At 47.1% G+C, this 16,878-nt stretch carries 13 protein-coding genes; 5 read left to right on the top strand and 8 right to left on the bottom strand.

The window, feature by feature from the left end; all coding sequences use genetic code 11:
* Positions 1 to 105: 105 nt before the first annotated feature.
* From meaB to ACZ52Z_RS05630, 5 genes are all read right to left on the bottom strand, one after another.
* On the bottom strand, positions 106 to 1,095 hold the full coding sequence (meaB, locus tag ACZ52Z_RS05650) for a methylmalonyl Co-A mutase-associated GTPase MeaB (protein WP_464269779.1): 990 nt from the start codon (positions 1,093 to 1,095) through the stop codon (positions 106 to 108).
* Between the two features lie 87 nt (positions 1,096 to 1,182).
* Positions 1,183 to 3,336, bottom strand: coding sequence for a methylmalonyl-CoA mutase (gene scpA, locus ACZ52Z_RS05645; RefSeq protein WP_464269778.1), 2,154 nt, complete (start codon positions 3,334 to 3,336; stop codon positions 1,183 to 1,185).
* A 175-nt stretch (positions 3,337 to 3,511) separates the two neighbouring features.
* Complete coding sequence (gene mce / locus ACZ52Z_RS05640) at positions 3,512 to 3,916, bottom strand: methylmalonyl-CoA epimerase (RefSeq protein ID WP_464269777.1); 405 nt, start codon at positions 3,914 to 3,916, stop codon at positions 3,512 to 3,514.
* Positions 3,917 to 4,212: 296 nt separating this feature from the next.
* On the bottom strand, positions 4,213 to 5,010 hold the full coding sequence (locus tag ACZ52Z_RS05635) for a CoA-transferase subunit beta (protein ID WP_464269776.1): 798 nt from the start codon (positions 5,008 to 5,010) through the stop codon (positions 4,213 to 4,215).
* Positions 5,011 to 5,062: 52 nt separating this feature from the next.
* Entirely contained in the window at positions 5,063 to 6,079 is a 1,017-nt protein-coding gene (locus ACZ52Z_RS05630) for a CoA transferase subunit A (RefSeq protein WP_464269775.1), read from the bottom strand.
* 814 nt (positions 6,080 to 6,893) lie between these two features.
* Here ACZ52Z_RS05630 and ACZ52Z_RS05625 point away from each other — a divergent pair.
* Genes ACZ52Z_RS05625 through ACZ52Z_RS05615 form a run of 3 tightly spaced genes read left to right on the top strand, consistent with a single transcriptional unit; the run spans position 6,894 to position 11,346 of the window.
* Positions 6,894 to 7,082 (top strand): hypothetical protein, encoded by a 189-nt coding sequence (locus ACZ52Z_RS05625; RefSeq protein ID WP_464269774.1) that lies wholly within the window; start codon positions 6,894 to 6,896, stop codon positions 7,080 to 7,082.
* A 48-nt stretch (positions 7,083 to 7,130) separates the two neighbouring features.
* Positions 7,131 to 10,451, top strand: a complete 3,321-nt coding sequence (locus ACZ52Z_RS05620; protein ID WP_464269773.1) for a hypothetical protein — start codon at positions 7,131 to 7,133, stop codon at positions 10,449 to 10,451.
* Position 10,452: 1 nt separating this feature from the next.
* On the top strand, positions 10,453 to 11,346 hold the full coding sequence (locus ACZ52Z_RS05615) for a carbon-nitrogen hydrolase family protein (protein ID WP_464269772.1): 894 nt from the start codon (positions 10,453 to 10,455) through the stop codon (positions 11,344 to 11,346).
* On the opposite strand, the gene ACZ52Z_RS05610 is transcribed toward ACZ52Z_RS05615, so the two are convergent.
* The 3 genes from ACZ52Z_RS05610 to ACZ52Z_RS05600 form a co-directional block, all read right to left on the bottom strand.
* The gene (locus ACZ52Z_RS05610; RefSeq protein WP_464269771.1) at positions 11,321 to 11,848 is read right to left on the bottom strand and encodes an NUDIX hydrolase; all 528 of its coding nucleotides are present in this window, start codon (positions 11,846 to 11,848) and stop codon (positions 11,321 to 11,323) included. The two genes, ACZ52Z_RS05615 and ACZ52Z_RS05610, sit on opposite strands and share 26 nt — an antisense overlap.
* Positions 11,849 to 12,033: 185 nt before the next feature.
* Complete coding sequence (locus tag ACZ52Z_RS05605) at positions 12,034 to 12,819, bottom strand: CoA-transferase subunit beta (RefSeq protein WP_464269770.1); 786 nt, start codon at positions 12,817 to 12,819, stop codon at positions 12,034 to 12,036.
* Between the two features lie 63 nt (positions 12,820 to 12,882).
* A complete protein-coding gene (locus ACZ52Z_RS05600) occupies positions 12,883 to 13,962 on the bottom strand; it encodes a CoA transferase subunit A (protein WP_464269769.1) in 1,080 nt (359 codons plus the stop codon).
* Positions 13,963 to 15,052: 1,090 nt separating this feature from the next.
* Between ACZ52Z_RS05600 and ACZ52Z_RS05595 the strand changes: the two genes are divergently transcribed.
* Both ACZ52Z_RS05595 and ACZ52Z_RS05590 read left to right on the top strand, forming a co-directional pair.
* A complete protein-coding gene (locus ACZ52Z_RS05595) occupies positions 15,053 to 15,625 on the top strand; it encodes a cob(I)yrinic acid a,c-diamide adenosyltransferase (RefSeq protein ID WP_464269768.1) in 573 nt (190 codons plus the stop codon).
* Entirely contained in the window at positions 15,622 to 16,287 is a 666-nt protein-coding gene (locus ACZ52Z_RS05590) for an FAD-binding oxidoreductase (RefSeq protein ID WP_464269767.1), read from the top strand. Before ACZ52Z_RS05595 ends, ACZ52Z_RS05590 begins: the two co-directional genes overlap by 4 nt.
* Positions 16,288 to 16,878: the final 591 nt, after the last annotated feature.

The following is a 16,878-nucleotide window of genomic DNA, read 5'->3' as shown; positions in this document are numbered from 1 at the left end:
AACGATAAAAGGAGGGAGACCAACCGGGGTGCACCAAACAGGAACGAAAAGGTCTCTGGCGCACCAGCAGTTGGTACTGTGAGGAAAAACCGAGGCGCTATCCCATTAAAATAAAAGGTCAGAGCCGAGAATGGACACCAGCTCATCGGCTGCGCGCGTTGGGGCCATCTGTCCAGCCTCAACCGCCCTGGTTACTGATGGCAGGACTTTTTTGATCTCATCATTGTTGTAAAACCAGCTCTCCAACCCTTCTTTGACGAGAAACCACATCCAGGACATAGCCTGATTCTTTCGCTTTTCAGCTAATTCACCCGAGGCTGTCATGACCCGTTTGTGTTCTTTGATGGTATCCCAGACATTGTCGAGACCAGTTTCCTCCAGGGCGCTGCAGGTCATGACCGGTGGGGACCAGTTAGGCGAAGAAGGCGTGACCAGGTGGAGGGCGGTTTCATATTGCTTTTTGGCGAGCTTGGCCCGGGTGATATTGTCGCCATCAGCCTTGTTGACCACAATAGCGTCCGCAACTTCGAGTACACCTTTTTTAATGCCCTGCAGCTCGTCTCCGGCTCCTGAAATCTGTAAGACCAAAAAGAAATCGACCATGGAGGCAACAGTGGTTTCCGACTGACCGACGCCCACGGTTTCGACAATAATTACGTCAAAACCGGCGGCCTCACAGAGGAGCATGGTCTCTCTGGTTTTACGGGCTACGCCTCCAAGGCTTCCGCCAGAGGGAGAGGGGCGGATAAAGGCCATATCGTTTACCGCCAATTTTTCCATTCGGGTTTTATCACCGAGGATGGAACCACCACTGCGGGTACTGCTCGGATCAATGGCTAGAACGGCAACGCGATGTCCCATCTGGGTCAGCATGGTGCCAAAACTTTCAATAAAGGTGCTTTTTCCGGCACCTGGCACCCCGGTTATCCCCAGCCTGACAGCCTTGCCTGTATGGGGCAGCAGGTCGCCAATGACGGTTCGGGCAATATCCTGGTGTGTTTGCAAGGTACTCTCGATCAAGGTGATAGTCCTGGCAAGCATCAATCGGTTATTGTCGAGAACACCTTGCGTAAAGTAGCTTGGGTCTTTGTACATATTGGTACTCTCAGGGGAATTTGTTGGAGGGAGGATAGACGGGAGGAGAATCTCCTCCCGTCTATTGCATCAGTCGTGGATTACTGATTAGCTGATGTATTGCGCTTCGAGCAGATCCATGACCTTACCAGCAGAGGTGGTAATGGGGGTACCTGGACCGAAGATGGCTTTACAACCGTGCTCATAGAGGTAATCATAGTCGCTTGGCGGAATAACACCACCGGCAACCACACCGATCTCGCCTGCACCCTGTTCTTTCAGCTTTTCAATCAATTCTGGAACAAGGGTCTTGTGACCGGCTGCGAGACTGGATGCACCAACAATGTGGACATCATTCTCGATAGCCATCTTTGCTGCCTCATCCGGAGTCTGGAACATCGGGCTGATGTCCACGTCAAAACCAAGGTCAGCAAACGAGCTGGCCACAACCTTGATCCCGCGGTCATGACCATCCTGACCCATCTTGGTAACCAAGATACGGGGACGACGGCCGGTTTTTTCCAGGAAGTTTTCGGTGCGTTTGCGGAAATCTTCAATGACCTGTGCACTGGTTGTGTCGGCTTCACTGTACTCTGAAGAATAAGCCCCGGAAACACACTGGGTTGTTGCGACATAACGTCCAAATACTTTTTCCATGGCGTCAGAAATTTCTCCAACAGTTGCCCTGGCCTTGGCTGCAGCGACTGCAGCTTCAAGCAAGTTGCCTTTACCTTCAGCAGCCTTGGTGATTGCATCAAGGCAGGCCTGGGTTTCGGCTTCATTACGGGTTGATTTGATTTCCTTGAGACGATCTATCTGCTCCAGACGGACAGAGTCAGGTACTTCGAGGATATCGAAGTCAAGTTTTTCATCTTCGAGACGATACTTGTTCACACCAACGATAACATCGGAACCCTGATCGATGCGCGCCTGACGACGGGCAGCAGATTCTTCGATGCGCATTTTCGGCATTCCGGATTCAATTGCTTTGGCCATACCGCCGATGTCTTCGATCTCATCAATGATTTCCTGAGCTTTCTCCACAATCTGGTTGGTGAGATATTCGATGTAGTAGGAACCTCCGAGCGGATCGGCAACCTTGCAGGTATGGGTCTCTTCCTGAATAATAATCTGGGTGTTCCTGGCGATGCGGGCCGAGAAGTCAGTCGGCAGACATACAGCCTCATCATAGGAGTTGGTATGCAGTGACTGGGTTCCGCCGAGGGTGGCAGACATTGCTTCCAGCGTGGTCCGGATAATGTTGTTGTACGGATCCTGCTCGGTCAGACTCCAACCAGAGGTCTGGCAATGGGTACGGAGCATGGCAGACTTCGGATTCTTCGGATTGAACTGCTGCATCAGCCGATGCCACAGAAAGCGGGCCGCGCGCAGCATGGCGATATCCATGAAGAAGTTCATGCCGATACCGAAGAAGAAAGAGAGGCGCGGGGCAAAGGTGTCAATATCCATGCCGGAAGCGATAGCCGCACGAACGTACTCGACACCATCGGCCAGGGTGAAGGCGGTCTGCAGGACAGAGTCAGCACCGGCTTCCATGATGTGGTAACCACTAATACTGATGGTGTTGTAGCGCGGCATATTCTGAGAACAGAATGCCATAATGTCGGAAACAATCCGCATGGATGGCTCCGGCGGATAGATATAGGTATTACGGGTCAGGTACTCTTTGAGAATATCATTTTGAATGGTACCGTTGAGTTGCTCCTGCTTTACGCCGGACTCTTCAGCGGCAGCGATCCACATACCGAGAATGGGAATAACCGCTCCGTTCATGGTCATGGAGACAGACATTTTGTCCAGTGGAATACCATCAAAGAGAATTTTCATGTCCTCGATGGAGTCGATCGCTACACCGGCTTTTCCGATGTCACCCGCAACTCGTGGGTTGTCTGAATCATACCCGCGATGGGTGGCAAGGTCAAAGGCGACGGAGAGGCCTTTCTGTCCGGCGGCCAGATTGCGGCGGTAGAACGCATTTGATTCTTTTGCGGTAGAAAAGCCTGCATACTGGCGAATAGTCCACGGACGACCGGCATACATGGTAGCCATGGGGCCGCGGGTGTATGGTGCCATTCCTGGGAACTGGCTTAAGGTATCAAGACCTTCGATGTCATCAGCAGTGTAGAGGCATTTTACATCGATGCCTTCAGGTGATTTCCAAGTCAGGGTGTCAGGCGATTTGCCTTTCATCTGCTTGGTTGCCATTTCCACCCATGCATCATAATTAGGGTTGTTTGCCATGTCCTTACTCCTTGTTTGTTGGGGATTTCCCTTTGGTTTTTCGTAATGCTTCATATTCCGCTCCCTGCCATGGCAGTATCCAGCTTGATGGGGAGGAGCGAAGTGTTAGGGTAGTGAACGTGAGCTACTCTCCTCTGTTGCCGCAAAGGAACATGCAGCTCACGTTGGTGAATACTTAATTTCTTTCGCAGAGTTCGACCAGAACGCCGCCTGTGGCCTTAGGATGCAGGAAGGCGATTTTCGCTCCACCAGCGCCGATTCGAGGCGTTTCATCGATGAGCTTGACGCCTTTTTCCTTGAGTTCTGCAAGGGCTTCATCAATGTTAGGCACACGGAAGGCCACATGCTGGAATCCGGCTCCTTTTTTTTCAATGAATTTTGCAACCGGTCCATCAGGTGAGGTAGAAACGAGTAACTCGACTTCACTTTCACCAACAGGCATAAAAGCGGTGGTAACTTTTTGCTCTTCTACAGTTTCAGTCCCTTCAAGCTCAAGACCAAGTACGTCGCCCCAGAAAGCTTTTCCACCTTCCAGATCAGGAACAGCAATGCCGAGATGATCAATTTTTTCTATTTTCATGGTATGTTCTCCTCCTTTCTGTTGGGTGGAAACCCAACGATTAACAAATGATCACGCTGTCTGTTGACAACACAATCTTCTTTCTCTCTTGCTGCAAATGTTAATTGACGCATACATGGTGTGTGCATGCGCAATTACTTTTAACCAGAAGAACAAAATGCTTATACGTTTTCCGGGGATAGGACTGTCAGGCTAAAGCGAATGTAGCAACAACAATTACTTCGCGGGGCAGTTTAACCGGAAACAAGCATCGTCCCTTTACCTTTCGGGGGACGTCATCTACTGTCTTTAAGCGTTCAATGAGCCCTTTTTACAAATGCTCCGTTTGGATCAATTTCTTCGCGAATCAACCGTACAACTTCAACACTTGGTGGCTCAAACTCGCTTACATCAGGAGAGACCAGAAGCTCAAAACCGGTTGCTGCCTGAATGGATTTTACTGTTTCACCAGGGAAGGTATGAATCAGTCGCATTCTCTTGGTTTCTTCCTCAAAATCAAAAATACCTTTCGTACTTATCAGTCTGTACGGCCCTTTGCCTTGCAGACCTGCATTATAACGTGCTCCGGGACTTCCATCAAGGTGTCCAGGGCTGGTTATATAGTGTAGTTTGTTACTAAACTTGCGCTTGTCATGCGGAATGATCAGAATAGTCCGTTCACATGACGCCGCCATATCACTTGCACCGCCGCTACCAGGCAGGCGAACTTTAGGGCTTTGATAGTTTGCAGGGTAGTCACCAATCATGGTGGAGTTCAGGTTGCCGTACATATCTACCTCAGCACCACCTATAAAGCCAAAGTCAGCAAAACCGCGCTGGGTAAACTCAAAGGCTGCATTTAACCCGCCGACAAAAGAAGCTCCGGTAAAGGTTTTTGAATCTCCAACAGAAATTGGCAAGCCAACTCTTAACGGAGGCGCTACCGCACCAGCCTCAAATACAGGGAGAAGGCCTGGGGCATGGGTGAGCTTGGCTAAGAGAGATGCTACCATGGGGAGGCCGGTTCCAACAAACACTATTTTGTTGTCTTCCAATACTTTTGCACCAGCAGCAACAATGATTTCCTGAGCAGTGTAGTCTGTAGAAGCTGTCATGATAACTCCTTGGCACATAATGTATAAAAGTTCACGTATCTACACATAGAGATCAAGCCAGCCTTTCACAATTGAATGCTTCTGCTTTCTGGTCTGCCATTAACTGTTGATAGGGGAACTTCGCGATGAATTCATCAAATGTCTCTACGCCATAGATATTTTCATCGTAATAGGCCTGTAACGCTTCTGAGGGACCACCTTTGCACATTTCAATTGCAGCGGCATGGAACCCACGGATATGGTCGCCGTTAAAATAATAATGTCGCCTGCAGTTACCAGGGTACGCACCAAAAGGGACTTCAATCACTGCATCTACTGCAGCAAATGGGATGCCGACATCTTTCGGCTTTTTTGTTATCAGCTCATGATGTACCAGTTGTTCACAGGTAACAATAGTATGTGCTGATGCCATTGCTATTTCTGCACACGTACAGTCGGTACCACGGATAATGCAGTTGCCGTACTTGTCTGCTGCCTGGACATGGATTATCGCTACATTGGGGTTGCTGGCAGGGAGCAGGGCAATGGGGCGACCGGTAAACGGGCAGTCTATAATTTGTGTTCTGCAGCTTGAAGGGATATCGCAACCAAGGGGACCGCGGGTTGGGATAAATGGAAGCCCCATGGCACCGGCTTTAAACCTGGCAGACATGTTGTAGTTACTCCAATCTTCAATTTCCAGCAGCCCTCGCTCTGCAAGGAATCGAAACATCGGAGAAAGGCCAAAAGATTCATGCGCCCAATACGCAAGCTCAACACGCTTGATGGAAAAATGATCTGGGGTAACCATCATGGCACCTGCCAGATAGTCACCGGCAATGCCCATGGACTGCCATGAGAGGGTCAGGTCCTTAAAGCCATGCCGCACCATTTCATGCGTAATGGCAATAGGGGTACGAATGTTTACAAAGCCGCCGACACCAACATTGTCTCCATCCTTGATGAACCGGCTTACCGCTTCTTTAAGCGTCATCCGTTTGTCCTTCATGGATTTATCTTTGTTGACTAGCGCTTCCCGTGCTTCATCGGGAGATAGACCTGTCCAGTATATTTCAGCCTTATCTTTCAATCGTGTGCCCTCGTGGTCTCCATAGCTTGTTGTGAGCATGTAAAAAGTACTGTGTTGTTTTGCCCCCTTTGTCAAAAAAAAGCCAATACAATAACTACGCCTTACGGCGGTTATTGTATTGGCTTTTACATAAAGTATGCTGCTGATTTACCGTGCCGGTAAACAAATTTTTGATCAAACATTCAGACACTTCTTTCAGATGCTCCTTTGTCCTGCATGTTAATGATCTTAAAAGCAAGACCGGAATCTGTAATGTTATCAGTTGAATAGAAGGTATTTCCCGTGCAACGTTATAGTACAACCGCGGTCAAAGATATGTATGACCCTACAGTGATGTGATCAGAAAGCGATGTAATCAGAAAAATGGAAAACCCTTACACCCCCTGTAAAAAATCTTCCACACTGGAAATTTCCTATTTTAAGTTGAGCTTTTTGTCAACTTAAAAATAAAGAACTCACTGTTTTCCCTCAATGTTTCTTTTGAAGAGTCATCGGTATTGCACGAAGATAGAAGTTTTTTTGTTTTCCTATCTGTATTATTTATGGGATCGTTCAGTTTGACTGAAAAACTCATCCGGTGCAGAGCTTGAAATGGGTTGATTGTCATAAATTTGATGCAAAAATATACAAATTATGAGGAGGGCGAATTGGTGAATTTCTTGACAGTGAACTTCTTGATTTGTAACAGTAATTATTACAAATTTAATGGGCGACATAAGCAATGAAATGTTTTGGGGCCACCTCTCCGTGAATTTGGAAAGTAGCTTTTTATCTTTTGATGGAAAGCTGTTGAAAATGAGAATAGGAGGTTTGTATGAAAAAAAAGAAACATTCGTTAAAAGGCAAACTAGACGGGTTGGTCGTCACCTGTCATGACTGTGGAACAGAACTCCCCTTATTGCATCCTCACATCATGGTAGAAAGAAGTGATGATGACAGAAATCCGATCTGTGAGATTTGTTGGATTAAAAAGGAGAAAAAAAAACAAGACGGGGCAGAGTAACGTTAACCCCATTTACGGTCCAACGTGAGTATTGGCAGAGGCAACCTCATGGCAACATCCAACGCACGCCTTCCATTGGAGACATTACTGGCAGCTCCTGAAAATTTGTACTGGGCATGGTTAAAGTACCAGCGGTATCTGGAGGCTACTCATTGCTGGATAGATGAAAGTCGACTGGCTTGTTTTGAAGCGAACCTGCAGGCAGAATTGGATGCCATTGGTACACAGTTTAAAGCACTATCATATAGAACAAGTCCAATTCGTCCATTACCTCTACCGTCGTATGATAAAAAGAGAGGATCCAATGAGCACGTATATGATATCTCCATTCGCGACCAGGTAGCCTGGATTGCGTTTGTCAATATTATAGGCCCTGGCTTGGACTGGCAGATGCCGCCTTGGAGCTATGGGGGACGTCTCTACAGGTCATCGTGGGAGGAGGAAAAAAACGGTATTGTTGTCAGCAAGAATGGTTGCTACAGGCATTCGGAAGGATACCTTTATCGCAATGCCAGTATATCCTGGTCACTATATCAGCGTCATATTTTCCTCACAGCACGAGCAATGGCCGGTTCGCTGGAGCCTGAAGACCTTGAAGAGGCTGAGCGCAAAGTACTTGAACAGGAGCATCATCTCTCCCCCAGGCATCAACTACCCTATCTGCAGGAGCAGTACTGGTCGCCGGAAAATGACCACGCGGTATACCTGGCCCAACTGTCGTTTAATATCGACTCGTTGGGAGGTAACCTTTCAACGCTTTTGGATAATCTTGCCAGCTTTTCCACCGAATTCAAACCCCAGATTCATCAACTGGCTTCCAGCCTCCTGGACTTCAGGCTTGACCTGGATGATTGGAACCCAACAAAGCACGCAGCATTTGGGTTTTTAAGGGCTGAGGATGGCATAGATTCCATACCAGAGGGATTGATGGTGGCTGATTTCCTTAAAAATGTAGCTTTGATGGCTGTGGAATATTCCTTAGCAGACCACCAGATATCCTCCGACGCTACGTTACAGTCTGACATACAGAAAAAAAACATCGCGCACTTCCGTTTTGGTCACAACCACTGCTTTCTTTCCCGTGATTTCGCAGGCCTTGTGAACTGGGTGGAGGAGTACCAGGCGCTATGTGCAAAGCATGGCTGCACCATTAAGCCAGATTGGCAAACTGTTGAGCCCAGATCATTTTCCAGATATCTGGTTCATAGCCAAGCAACTCCAACTTCAGGAGAACCGGAAAGAGAATTGCTGGAGGAATATAGACATCAAGCAGCAAAAGAGACCCTTTTAGATAATACCAATCCACTTCCCGCAATAACACGAACCCTGAGATTACTGACTAATCTGACAGCCCTGAATTTTGATCTGCTCCAACAGCGAGAAAAAGCATTTTATATTGATGAAATGGAGAACCTGCTGCTTGGTCAGAACAGCGTTTCACTCATCAATGACGATTATCAGATTGACAGAATCGGACGTAAGCTGGCCTGGTCTGTTCCCCAGGAAATTATAGGCAATCAGGCGAATCTTTGTTTGTTTGAGCGCCGGCTTTTTGAAGCTCGGTTACGTGAAACATCACTTCACAAGCGTTTGCAAATCATGCAGCCTGAAGCAGAGCAAGCAGCAAGCTTACGCCTTGATATTGAGCGGGTGCAGCAGAGGATTGCTGAACTGAGTCAAGAGCACCAGCGTATCGTTGCCAAGAACATGAGAAGACAGCTCAAGAAGAAAATGCGTATATTCTTCATGCTGTTAAGAGCACTCCGCAATAACCCGATGAAATTGAATTTATGGGTTTACCTGCTGGAGTACTGTCGTTTTTCCGGGCAGACCGACCTGAACCTGATTCATAAAGAGTTAGAGGCGCTCTACAGACGTGATCGCCTGGGTGGAGGGTATGTGTGGGCAATGGTTTATCGGTTAATGGCAAATCAGGCTGTTCAATGTGCTGTGAACATGTCGCAAAGAGATCACCTTATTTACCGGCGTCAGGCAGCATATTCCTATCTAAAAACCCTTTTCCAGCAGCCGATCACTCTACCACTGGATGAAGAACCAACATTTTATGAACAGCATTCTCTGCATTTGCTGCAATGCGGTTTAGGTAGTGCCCTTGTCTTTCTCAAGGAGGCAGACAACGAACTGGTCACAGCAGAAGATTTCAAGGAGATGGAGCAACATGCAACCGGATGCGGCGCTATTGACTGGGCCACCTCTCCAGGAAAATGGGCTGCAAAGACAACTGTGCCACTTTCTGTGTGGGCGTGGTGGGCAGAAACCAGGCTCAACAGCCCTCAAAGGACAGCTCCCGGGCCGATATGGAAAGCTGCTGTAGGTAAGCTTGAGATAGATGACCTCGCCTCCCCCTGGAGCAGGCGGCTGTTATTTCGCTACCCCCGTGAAGCTGCACGAGCAGTGGGTACAAAAGCAATAATGGATGCCTGTTTGAAGGAAGGTGTCTTTGAAGAGGAAAATTGTGCTGGATGGTTCTACGAGTTGCTGCAAGGAGCTGACCCTGTTCGATATGAGCAGCAACGTGGTACAGCAGTGAGCCCTGGCGAGAAAAAGGTGCTTTCGATCATCCATAAAAACAGTGACGATGCATGGATGACGCTTGCTCGATGGGGGCGTTGGAGTCGTCAAAAGTATCGGGAAAATGCTTTTGACCCCAGGGTTACAGAGTGGACCGCTCTTGAGATTGCTGACCAGATAGCAGAAAAGGTAAAATCGTTTCTTCAAGAGGGAATCAGTACCTGCTACCCTTTGCATCCCTTGAACTTTCTGGTACCTGCTCAGTGGATTGAGGAGAAGGAGACCGTGCTGACATGGGACCATTGGCGGGATCAGATTCGTTACAAGCCGCTTACCGTGGAGCTGAGAGAGAAGGAACATATTACTGATTATCGCTATATGTTTGATCTGCAAACCGCAGAACAGGTGAACTCTGAACTTCCCATGATCCGTGGGCTTGGCCTGTTGCTTCTTGGACTGGTGACCCATTCCTTTGACTGGCCTGCAATGTGGAATGTAAGGGGGCATGAGTGGCTCTACCTTCCCCTGGTGAGTACCAGAATGCGCAATGTTCCTTTTTCGTCCTGGACCGATGCGATCCTGGAAGGTTGTCTCTTACCACGCCAGTTGGAGACGGCGCTGGTGGATGGTTGTCAGCAGGAAAAATATGACGACGATACGATAATGGATCCACCGCAGATACGTGATCTGGATTGTTTCCAATCTTGTGTGCAAAAAGCCAGGCAGGTGTTGGAAGAGTACCAGCTGACATTGCAGCACAGGGTCCCTCGACAGCTGGTCCCGGTGAAGCTGGAACATTTTACCAGGCCAGACTGGCGGACTGATTTCGGAGGGTGATATGTCGTTAATTCAGACGGAAAACATGACGAGTGCGCTGTCTGATTTTCTCACGATAGGGCTGATTCAGACAACTACCAATGCCCAGGTTGCGTGGCAGAAGTATCCCAAAATGACTCCTGCAGAGTCTGACCATGCCTGGAAGGAAATTCGACATGGGTTTAATATCCTCGGTGAGCTGGATGAACCTCCCCAATTTACCATTCTTCCCGAACTGGCTGTGCCGCTTTGCTTTCGCAGCCGATTACTGGACATGTGCAGGCAGCTTGGTTCCATCGTGATTGCAGGCATGGATTATACCCTTGAGCATGGAAACAAGATTGTAGGAAATCAGGCCTTGGTTGTCGTTCCTCAGCTGTGGCCTGAGAACCGTCCCAGTAGGCGCTCCAGCACGTTTTATTTCGGGAAAACCTATATGGCCCCTGCAGAACAGGTCGGCATCGGCAGGTCAGGGTTTGATTTTAAAGCTGATCAGACTATCTGGCTGTTTGACGCAGGCCGGTTTGGGCGCATTGGTGTTTGTATCTGTTATGACTTTATGGATGTGGAAAGATACATGGTGTATCGGGGAAAGATTCACCATCTTTTCGTTCTTGCCTATAATCGCGACATTGAATCATTCAGCCACTTGGCCGAGTCGCTTTCAAAGACTATTTTCTGCAATGTGGTGATTTGCAATACAGGTTTTTATGGCGGTTCCCTAGTGGTAACTCCGTATTATGAGCCTTTCCGCAGAACTTTGTACCGCCATGAAGGCAAAGACCTCTTTGCTGTTCAGGTTGTCCGGCTTCCGGTGGCTGATCTTAATGCTGCCCAGCAGGGCAATACAGAATATTATTTGGATGCAGAGGGTAATCCGCATCGTCAGTTCAAGAATTTGCCCCCAGGATATTAGGGGGGCAGGGCGAAAGAAACTGCTGATACTGCTGATGCACGAACAAAACGCTTAATAGGGTTTTTGAATCAATAATTTCATTATCACATACCTTCTCATACAGTTCCTGAAACGGCATTTTGACCTGCTCAATATATTCTGAAGCATCTTGTTTGGTGTTTCCAGAATGCACCGGATCTAGCCCGAGAAAGAGCGTGATAAACCCTGTGGAATAGCCTTCGGCATGGGCGTATTTAACGATTCTATGCAAATGTTGGGGCATATACCCTGTTTCTTCTTCGCATTCCCGCCTGGCAGCCTCTTCCTCACTTTCACCCTCATCAATCAATCCGGCTGGAATGGAGATAAGTGTCTGCTCTATTGCAGGGCGCGTTTGTTTAACCAGGTGAATATTTTGCTCATCATCCAACAGTAAAACCGCCACAGCATCACGTACTCGAACTATTTCACGGGTGGTTTTTTTTCCATCCGGAAGGAGGACGTCCAGCAGTTCAAGCTGCATGTATTTTCCAGAAAAAAGTGATTGTCGGTTAACAATTTTTTCAAACGAAGAGTCTGTATTCATTTAGATGGATTTTCAATGTAGGGCGCAGATTGAGAATATACTACAATAAAAAACGGCTGAAAGACATAGTGCCTTTCAGCCGTTTTCTTTACACCAGAATTACAGTGTTACGCTGAGTGATGTTATTTTGCAACAACACGCTTCAGAAAATAACCATCTGGGTCGCACTCCTCACGAAGCAGATGCAGATCTTCTTCTGTTGGTTCGGCCATCTCTTTCAGATCTGGTGAAACCAGCAGTTCAAAACCGACCTTTTCTTGAATATCTGCAGGTGTTTTTCCAGGCAGAACTTCAAGAAGCATCATTCTACGGGTTTCTTTGTCATAACCAAAGAGCGCTTCATTGGTGATAACGCGGTAAGGACCGGAACCATATACACCGGCTTTATCCCTGTAATCAGGAGAGCCGTCACCGTATCCGATACTGGTAACAAATTGCAGTTTTTCTACAAATCTACGCTTTTCCAGTGCCATGATAGCAATGGTTTTTTCACAGTTTGCAGACATCGCACCAGCACCACCACTACCTGGGAAACGAACCTGGGATTCACTGTAGGTACCACCCTGGAAGGTGGAGTTGAGGTTACCGTACATATCGATTTCCGCACCACCGATAAAGGCGTAATCGGAATATCCACGCTGGGTCAGTTCAAAGGCACCGCAAAGGCCTTTGGCAAACAAGGCTTTACGAAATGCTCTTGTATCACCAACAGAGAGCGGCAGGCCTTGCTCAAGCTGAGCACCAAGAGAACCCGCCTCAAAGATCATCTGCAGTTGCGGAGCATGGGTCAGCTGTGCGTGCAGAGCAGCGATGATTGGTAGACCTGTGCCAACAAAAACAACGGTTTCATCCTCTAAGACCTTCGAGCCGGCAAACGCAATCATTTCAAATGGACCATAATCAGGCATTATATATCCTCCTTAAGGTTACAAGCAGTTAAATAAATCTTGTTTTTTTTCGAATGCTGCGCGTTAGTCGATCAGAATCGGCTGAACACCGTCATTTTGTTTCATCTCCTTGATCTTGCTGTACGGACGTGTGGCGATAAAGTCGTCAAAGGTTTCACAACCAAAGATATACTTGTCGAAGTAGGCTTGCATGCCGTCTTTATTGCCTGTTTTCCTGAACTCATCGCATCCCTTTCTGAATTCAAGAATTTCCGGCATGTCAAACCAGTTATACCCATAAACAGCGCCTGGATAAGCACCAAATGGTTGTTCGACAACTGCATCTACAATCATGTATGGGATTTCTGTGAGGTTAGGATATTTACGAATGTTTTCGTTGGGAATGATCTGCTCAACCGTCAGGATTGTGTGGTTAGCAGCCATTGCAATTTCAGGACAGGTACAGAGTGCACCGAAAATTCGTGCATTACCATGCATATCGGCAACCTGGGTATGAATCAGAGCAACATCAGGGTTGCATGCCGGCACCAAATAAATGTTTTCCTTGGTGAATGGGCAGGTGATCATTTTACCACGGTTTACCAACTCCATGTCACTGCCGCCATGGTCACGGGTAGGGATAAAGGGGAGGCCATAGGCTCCAGCTTTAAAACGTGCTGACATACCATAGTTGGTGTAATCGTCGACAAGGATTTCTCCACGACTAACGAGATAACGGAAAATTGGAGCAATACCAATAACCTCATATCCCCACCAAGCCATTTCAACACGTTTAATTGAGACGTGATTTGGGTCCAGGATCATGGCAGCTGCTAACAATTCTGCACAGATTGAATTGGACTGCATGGAAATAGTAATGTCTTTACAGCCCTTGCGAATGATTTCATGAACGGCAGCAACAGGCGTTCTGGTGTTAACGAAACCACCAATACCGATGTTCATACCATCCTTAACATACTTTGAGACCGCTTCTTTAAGGGTTGTTCTTTTGTCGTGTAATCCTTTTTTCTTTCCAACAGCTGCTTTGCGTGCTTCTTTTGGTGTGGGGCCCCAGTATTCAAATGGGACATCGCGTTTCTTGAGCTCTTCTTCTCCGAGTTGGCTGACGTTTCTGATCAAGGAACTTGCGGACTCCGTCATCATGATCTCCTTACGCTACTAAATTAATTAGATTTTACCCTAGCCTTGTTCCTACATCAAAACCGATTATTTAGTTAGCGAAACAAACAGCAGTTTCGTAACAATGTTCGGGTTATGATTTCTTCTCAAAAGTCTGGTGCTGCAGCAAAAAAATCTAAAAAAATACAAAGATCTTAAGAAAAACGTTTTTACTAGCTGGTCAGATGAAGGAAAAGCCGAACCCTTCACGACTTCTGTCGCATTCTGTATTGAATATCCTATAGCGGATGCATTCCTTAAATAGTTTTGTACCGGGTTGTATAACTCCTTCAGTCGACTACTCCAATCCTCCCGTTGTTTTTGTCATCATACAAAAAGCAGATCGGCAAATGAGCTTGGAATGAGAATAAAAATAGTACCTGTATTAAATTAACGGAGAGAAACGGAGCGTTGTCAGAATTGCATGTTGCAGAACGACATTACTCCAGAGGAACTGGTACACAATAGTTTCATTGCCTCCAAATTCATCCCGCTTTGGGTAAAAGGGCTTTGGCGAAACTGAGAGTATATCCTTCGATATAACGTCAGATATTGCTAAACAATACTCTAGGAGCCGCCCGTCGCGTAACGTACTGTTTTTATATTTAAAAAATGTGGAAAAGACAGGCGGTCGCTCTGCACATATGATAGAGTCCCCAAAAACCTTACCCCCCCTTGGGTTTAATCAGCCTGCTAGAATTTTCCTATTTTAAGTTCAGCTTTTTGTCAACTTAAAAATAACGAACTTATTGTTTTCTCTTAATGTTTCTTTCGACCAACCAACGATATTCTGCGAAGATATAAGTTTTTTATGTCTTTTATCTATATTATTTATGAAAGGGTTCAGTTTGTTCGAAAGGTTCGTGTTGGGCGTACTTCATGAAATTTATTTTTAACCTGCAAAGATTCTATCATAATAGGTTGCAATTTATAAATAAATGCAAGTATATCAGAGCTGGTCAAATAAATTCTACATTTGAAAAAATGTGATTATTTATCAAAAAAACATTTTTTGTTTAATGTGCTTTTTTCCATGATCAATAACCGTTTCAAATATGACTAAAGGAAAAATTCAATGAAAGTATACACCGGTGGTGGAGATAAAGGGAAAACCAGTTTGTTTTCAGGCGAACGTGTTGCAAAGTATAGCTTGCGCATTGATTCTTACGGCGATCTGGATGAGCTGAATTCGGTCATCGGAGCTCTTCTCTCCTACCTCCCTGAAAATACAGAGAAAGTAAAAAAGGAACTGTTGCATATTCAGGCGCGCTTATTTCAAGCTGGTGCATGGTTGGCCACTACGCCTGATTCTGCTGCGATTGAATTCCTGGAAGAACTCGGGGAAGAGGTAGTAAAAGATTTGGAAGGTAAAATAGATGAACTTACTGAAGAGCTGCCGCCACTCAAAGAATTTATCCTCCCTGGCGGATGCGAGGCCGCTGGGTGGGCTCATATCGCCAGAACCGTCTGCCGGCGCTGCGAGCGAAAAGTGACCCAACTGGTAAGTGAAATGGAGGAGGACGGTGAAAGCCCTGCACTCCGCAACATTTTGGTATATCTCAACAGGCTTTCAGATTACCTTTTCGTGGTAGCACGCTACCTTAACAAGGTAACCAGTACCAAGGATGAGGTGTGGCAGCAACCATGAAAAAGCCAACATCTCCTGTTACCGTAGTGCTGAAGGAACGGAGATGGCTCACAGACGATACCTTCGTACTCCGGTGCACCAGGCCGCAAGGGTTTGAATTCGTCGCCGGACAACATGTCGCTCTGCAGGCAGGGGGGGAGGAACGCTACTATACCATCGTTTCTGCTGAACAGGCTAACCAGTTGCACTTTTTGATCAAACGCATTGACCAAGGGGTTGTAAGTGCGGCTCTGGCAAACCTTCCCATAGGTCATGGCATCCTCATGGGAATGCCTAAGGGCTATCTGGTTCGGCGGCCTACCGCCCGTACGCGGGTTTTTGTGGCGACCGGGACGGGCATTGCCCCTTTTGTGTCCATGATCAAAAGTGGGGTCAGTGCCGCCTATCTGCTGCATGGAGCTCGAAAAGTGAGGGAGCTTTATTATCAGCAGACCTTCCTCGGCAGCGTATCCTGCTATATTCGCTGCCTTTCCGCCGTTACCGACCTGGAATCCTCCAAGTCTGTGTATAGGGGGCGTGTGACCCGGTATATCCACGATGAACTGCCAGCCGGCCAATATGATTTTTATCTGTGCGGCAAATGGGAGATGATCAGAGAGGCGACCCATGCTATCGATCGCCGATTTCCTGAGGCCAATATCTACAGCGAGGGGTTTGATTAGAGCCGGGTTACCAGTTTTTGGGCTTTTTCCGCTCTCAAGTTAAAGACAGCACAGCTTAACAGTCTCTTTTTGGCGACGGGCAAACCCTTGCGAGGTAGTGCTCGAGAATAAAAAGACGGGTGAGGTGGGCAATGCGCGCCCGGAGAAAAAGAAAACATTGCTTGACTGTGTCATGTAGCGCTGGTATAGGGAATGAACCAATGACACGAAGGTTCCTGTAGAGGGGAGCACTTCGGCCCTGGCCGCCATAAGCAAGCAACAGGTTTTGGAGTCTCAAAAGATTCTACACCAAAGAAACCTGCTGTCAGTTTATTCCGGTTAACCGATTTTTTCCCGTCCCATCTTTACAGCAGCCTGTCCTATCAACAACACTTCATCAAGGAGGGTTCAATAGGATGTTTTCTTCTGTACACATGCAGTCTGCATGTGCCTTTCACTGGATAACATTGCGATTTATGACGGTTATGGGGGAGCTCATTGCTTCGTTTGATTGATCCAGTGGCTTTCTCATGCCTTTTTTCCGGCATTGTTACTCTCACACTACCGTTACATATCATATCGGAAAACAACCTGTATCCGGTGGACCGAGTC

This window comes from Desulfogranum aggregans, assembly GCF_055398265.1.
This window is presented reverse-complemented; position numbering and strand designations above follow the sequence as displayed.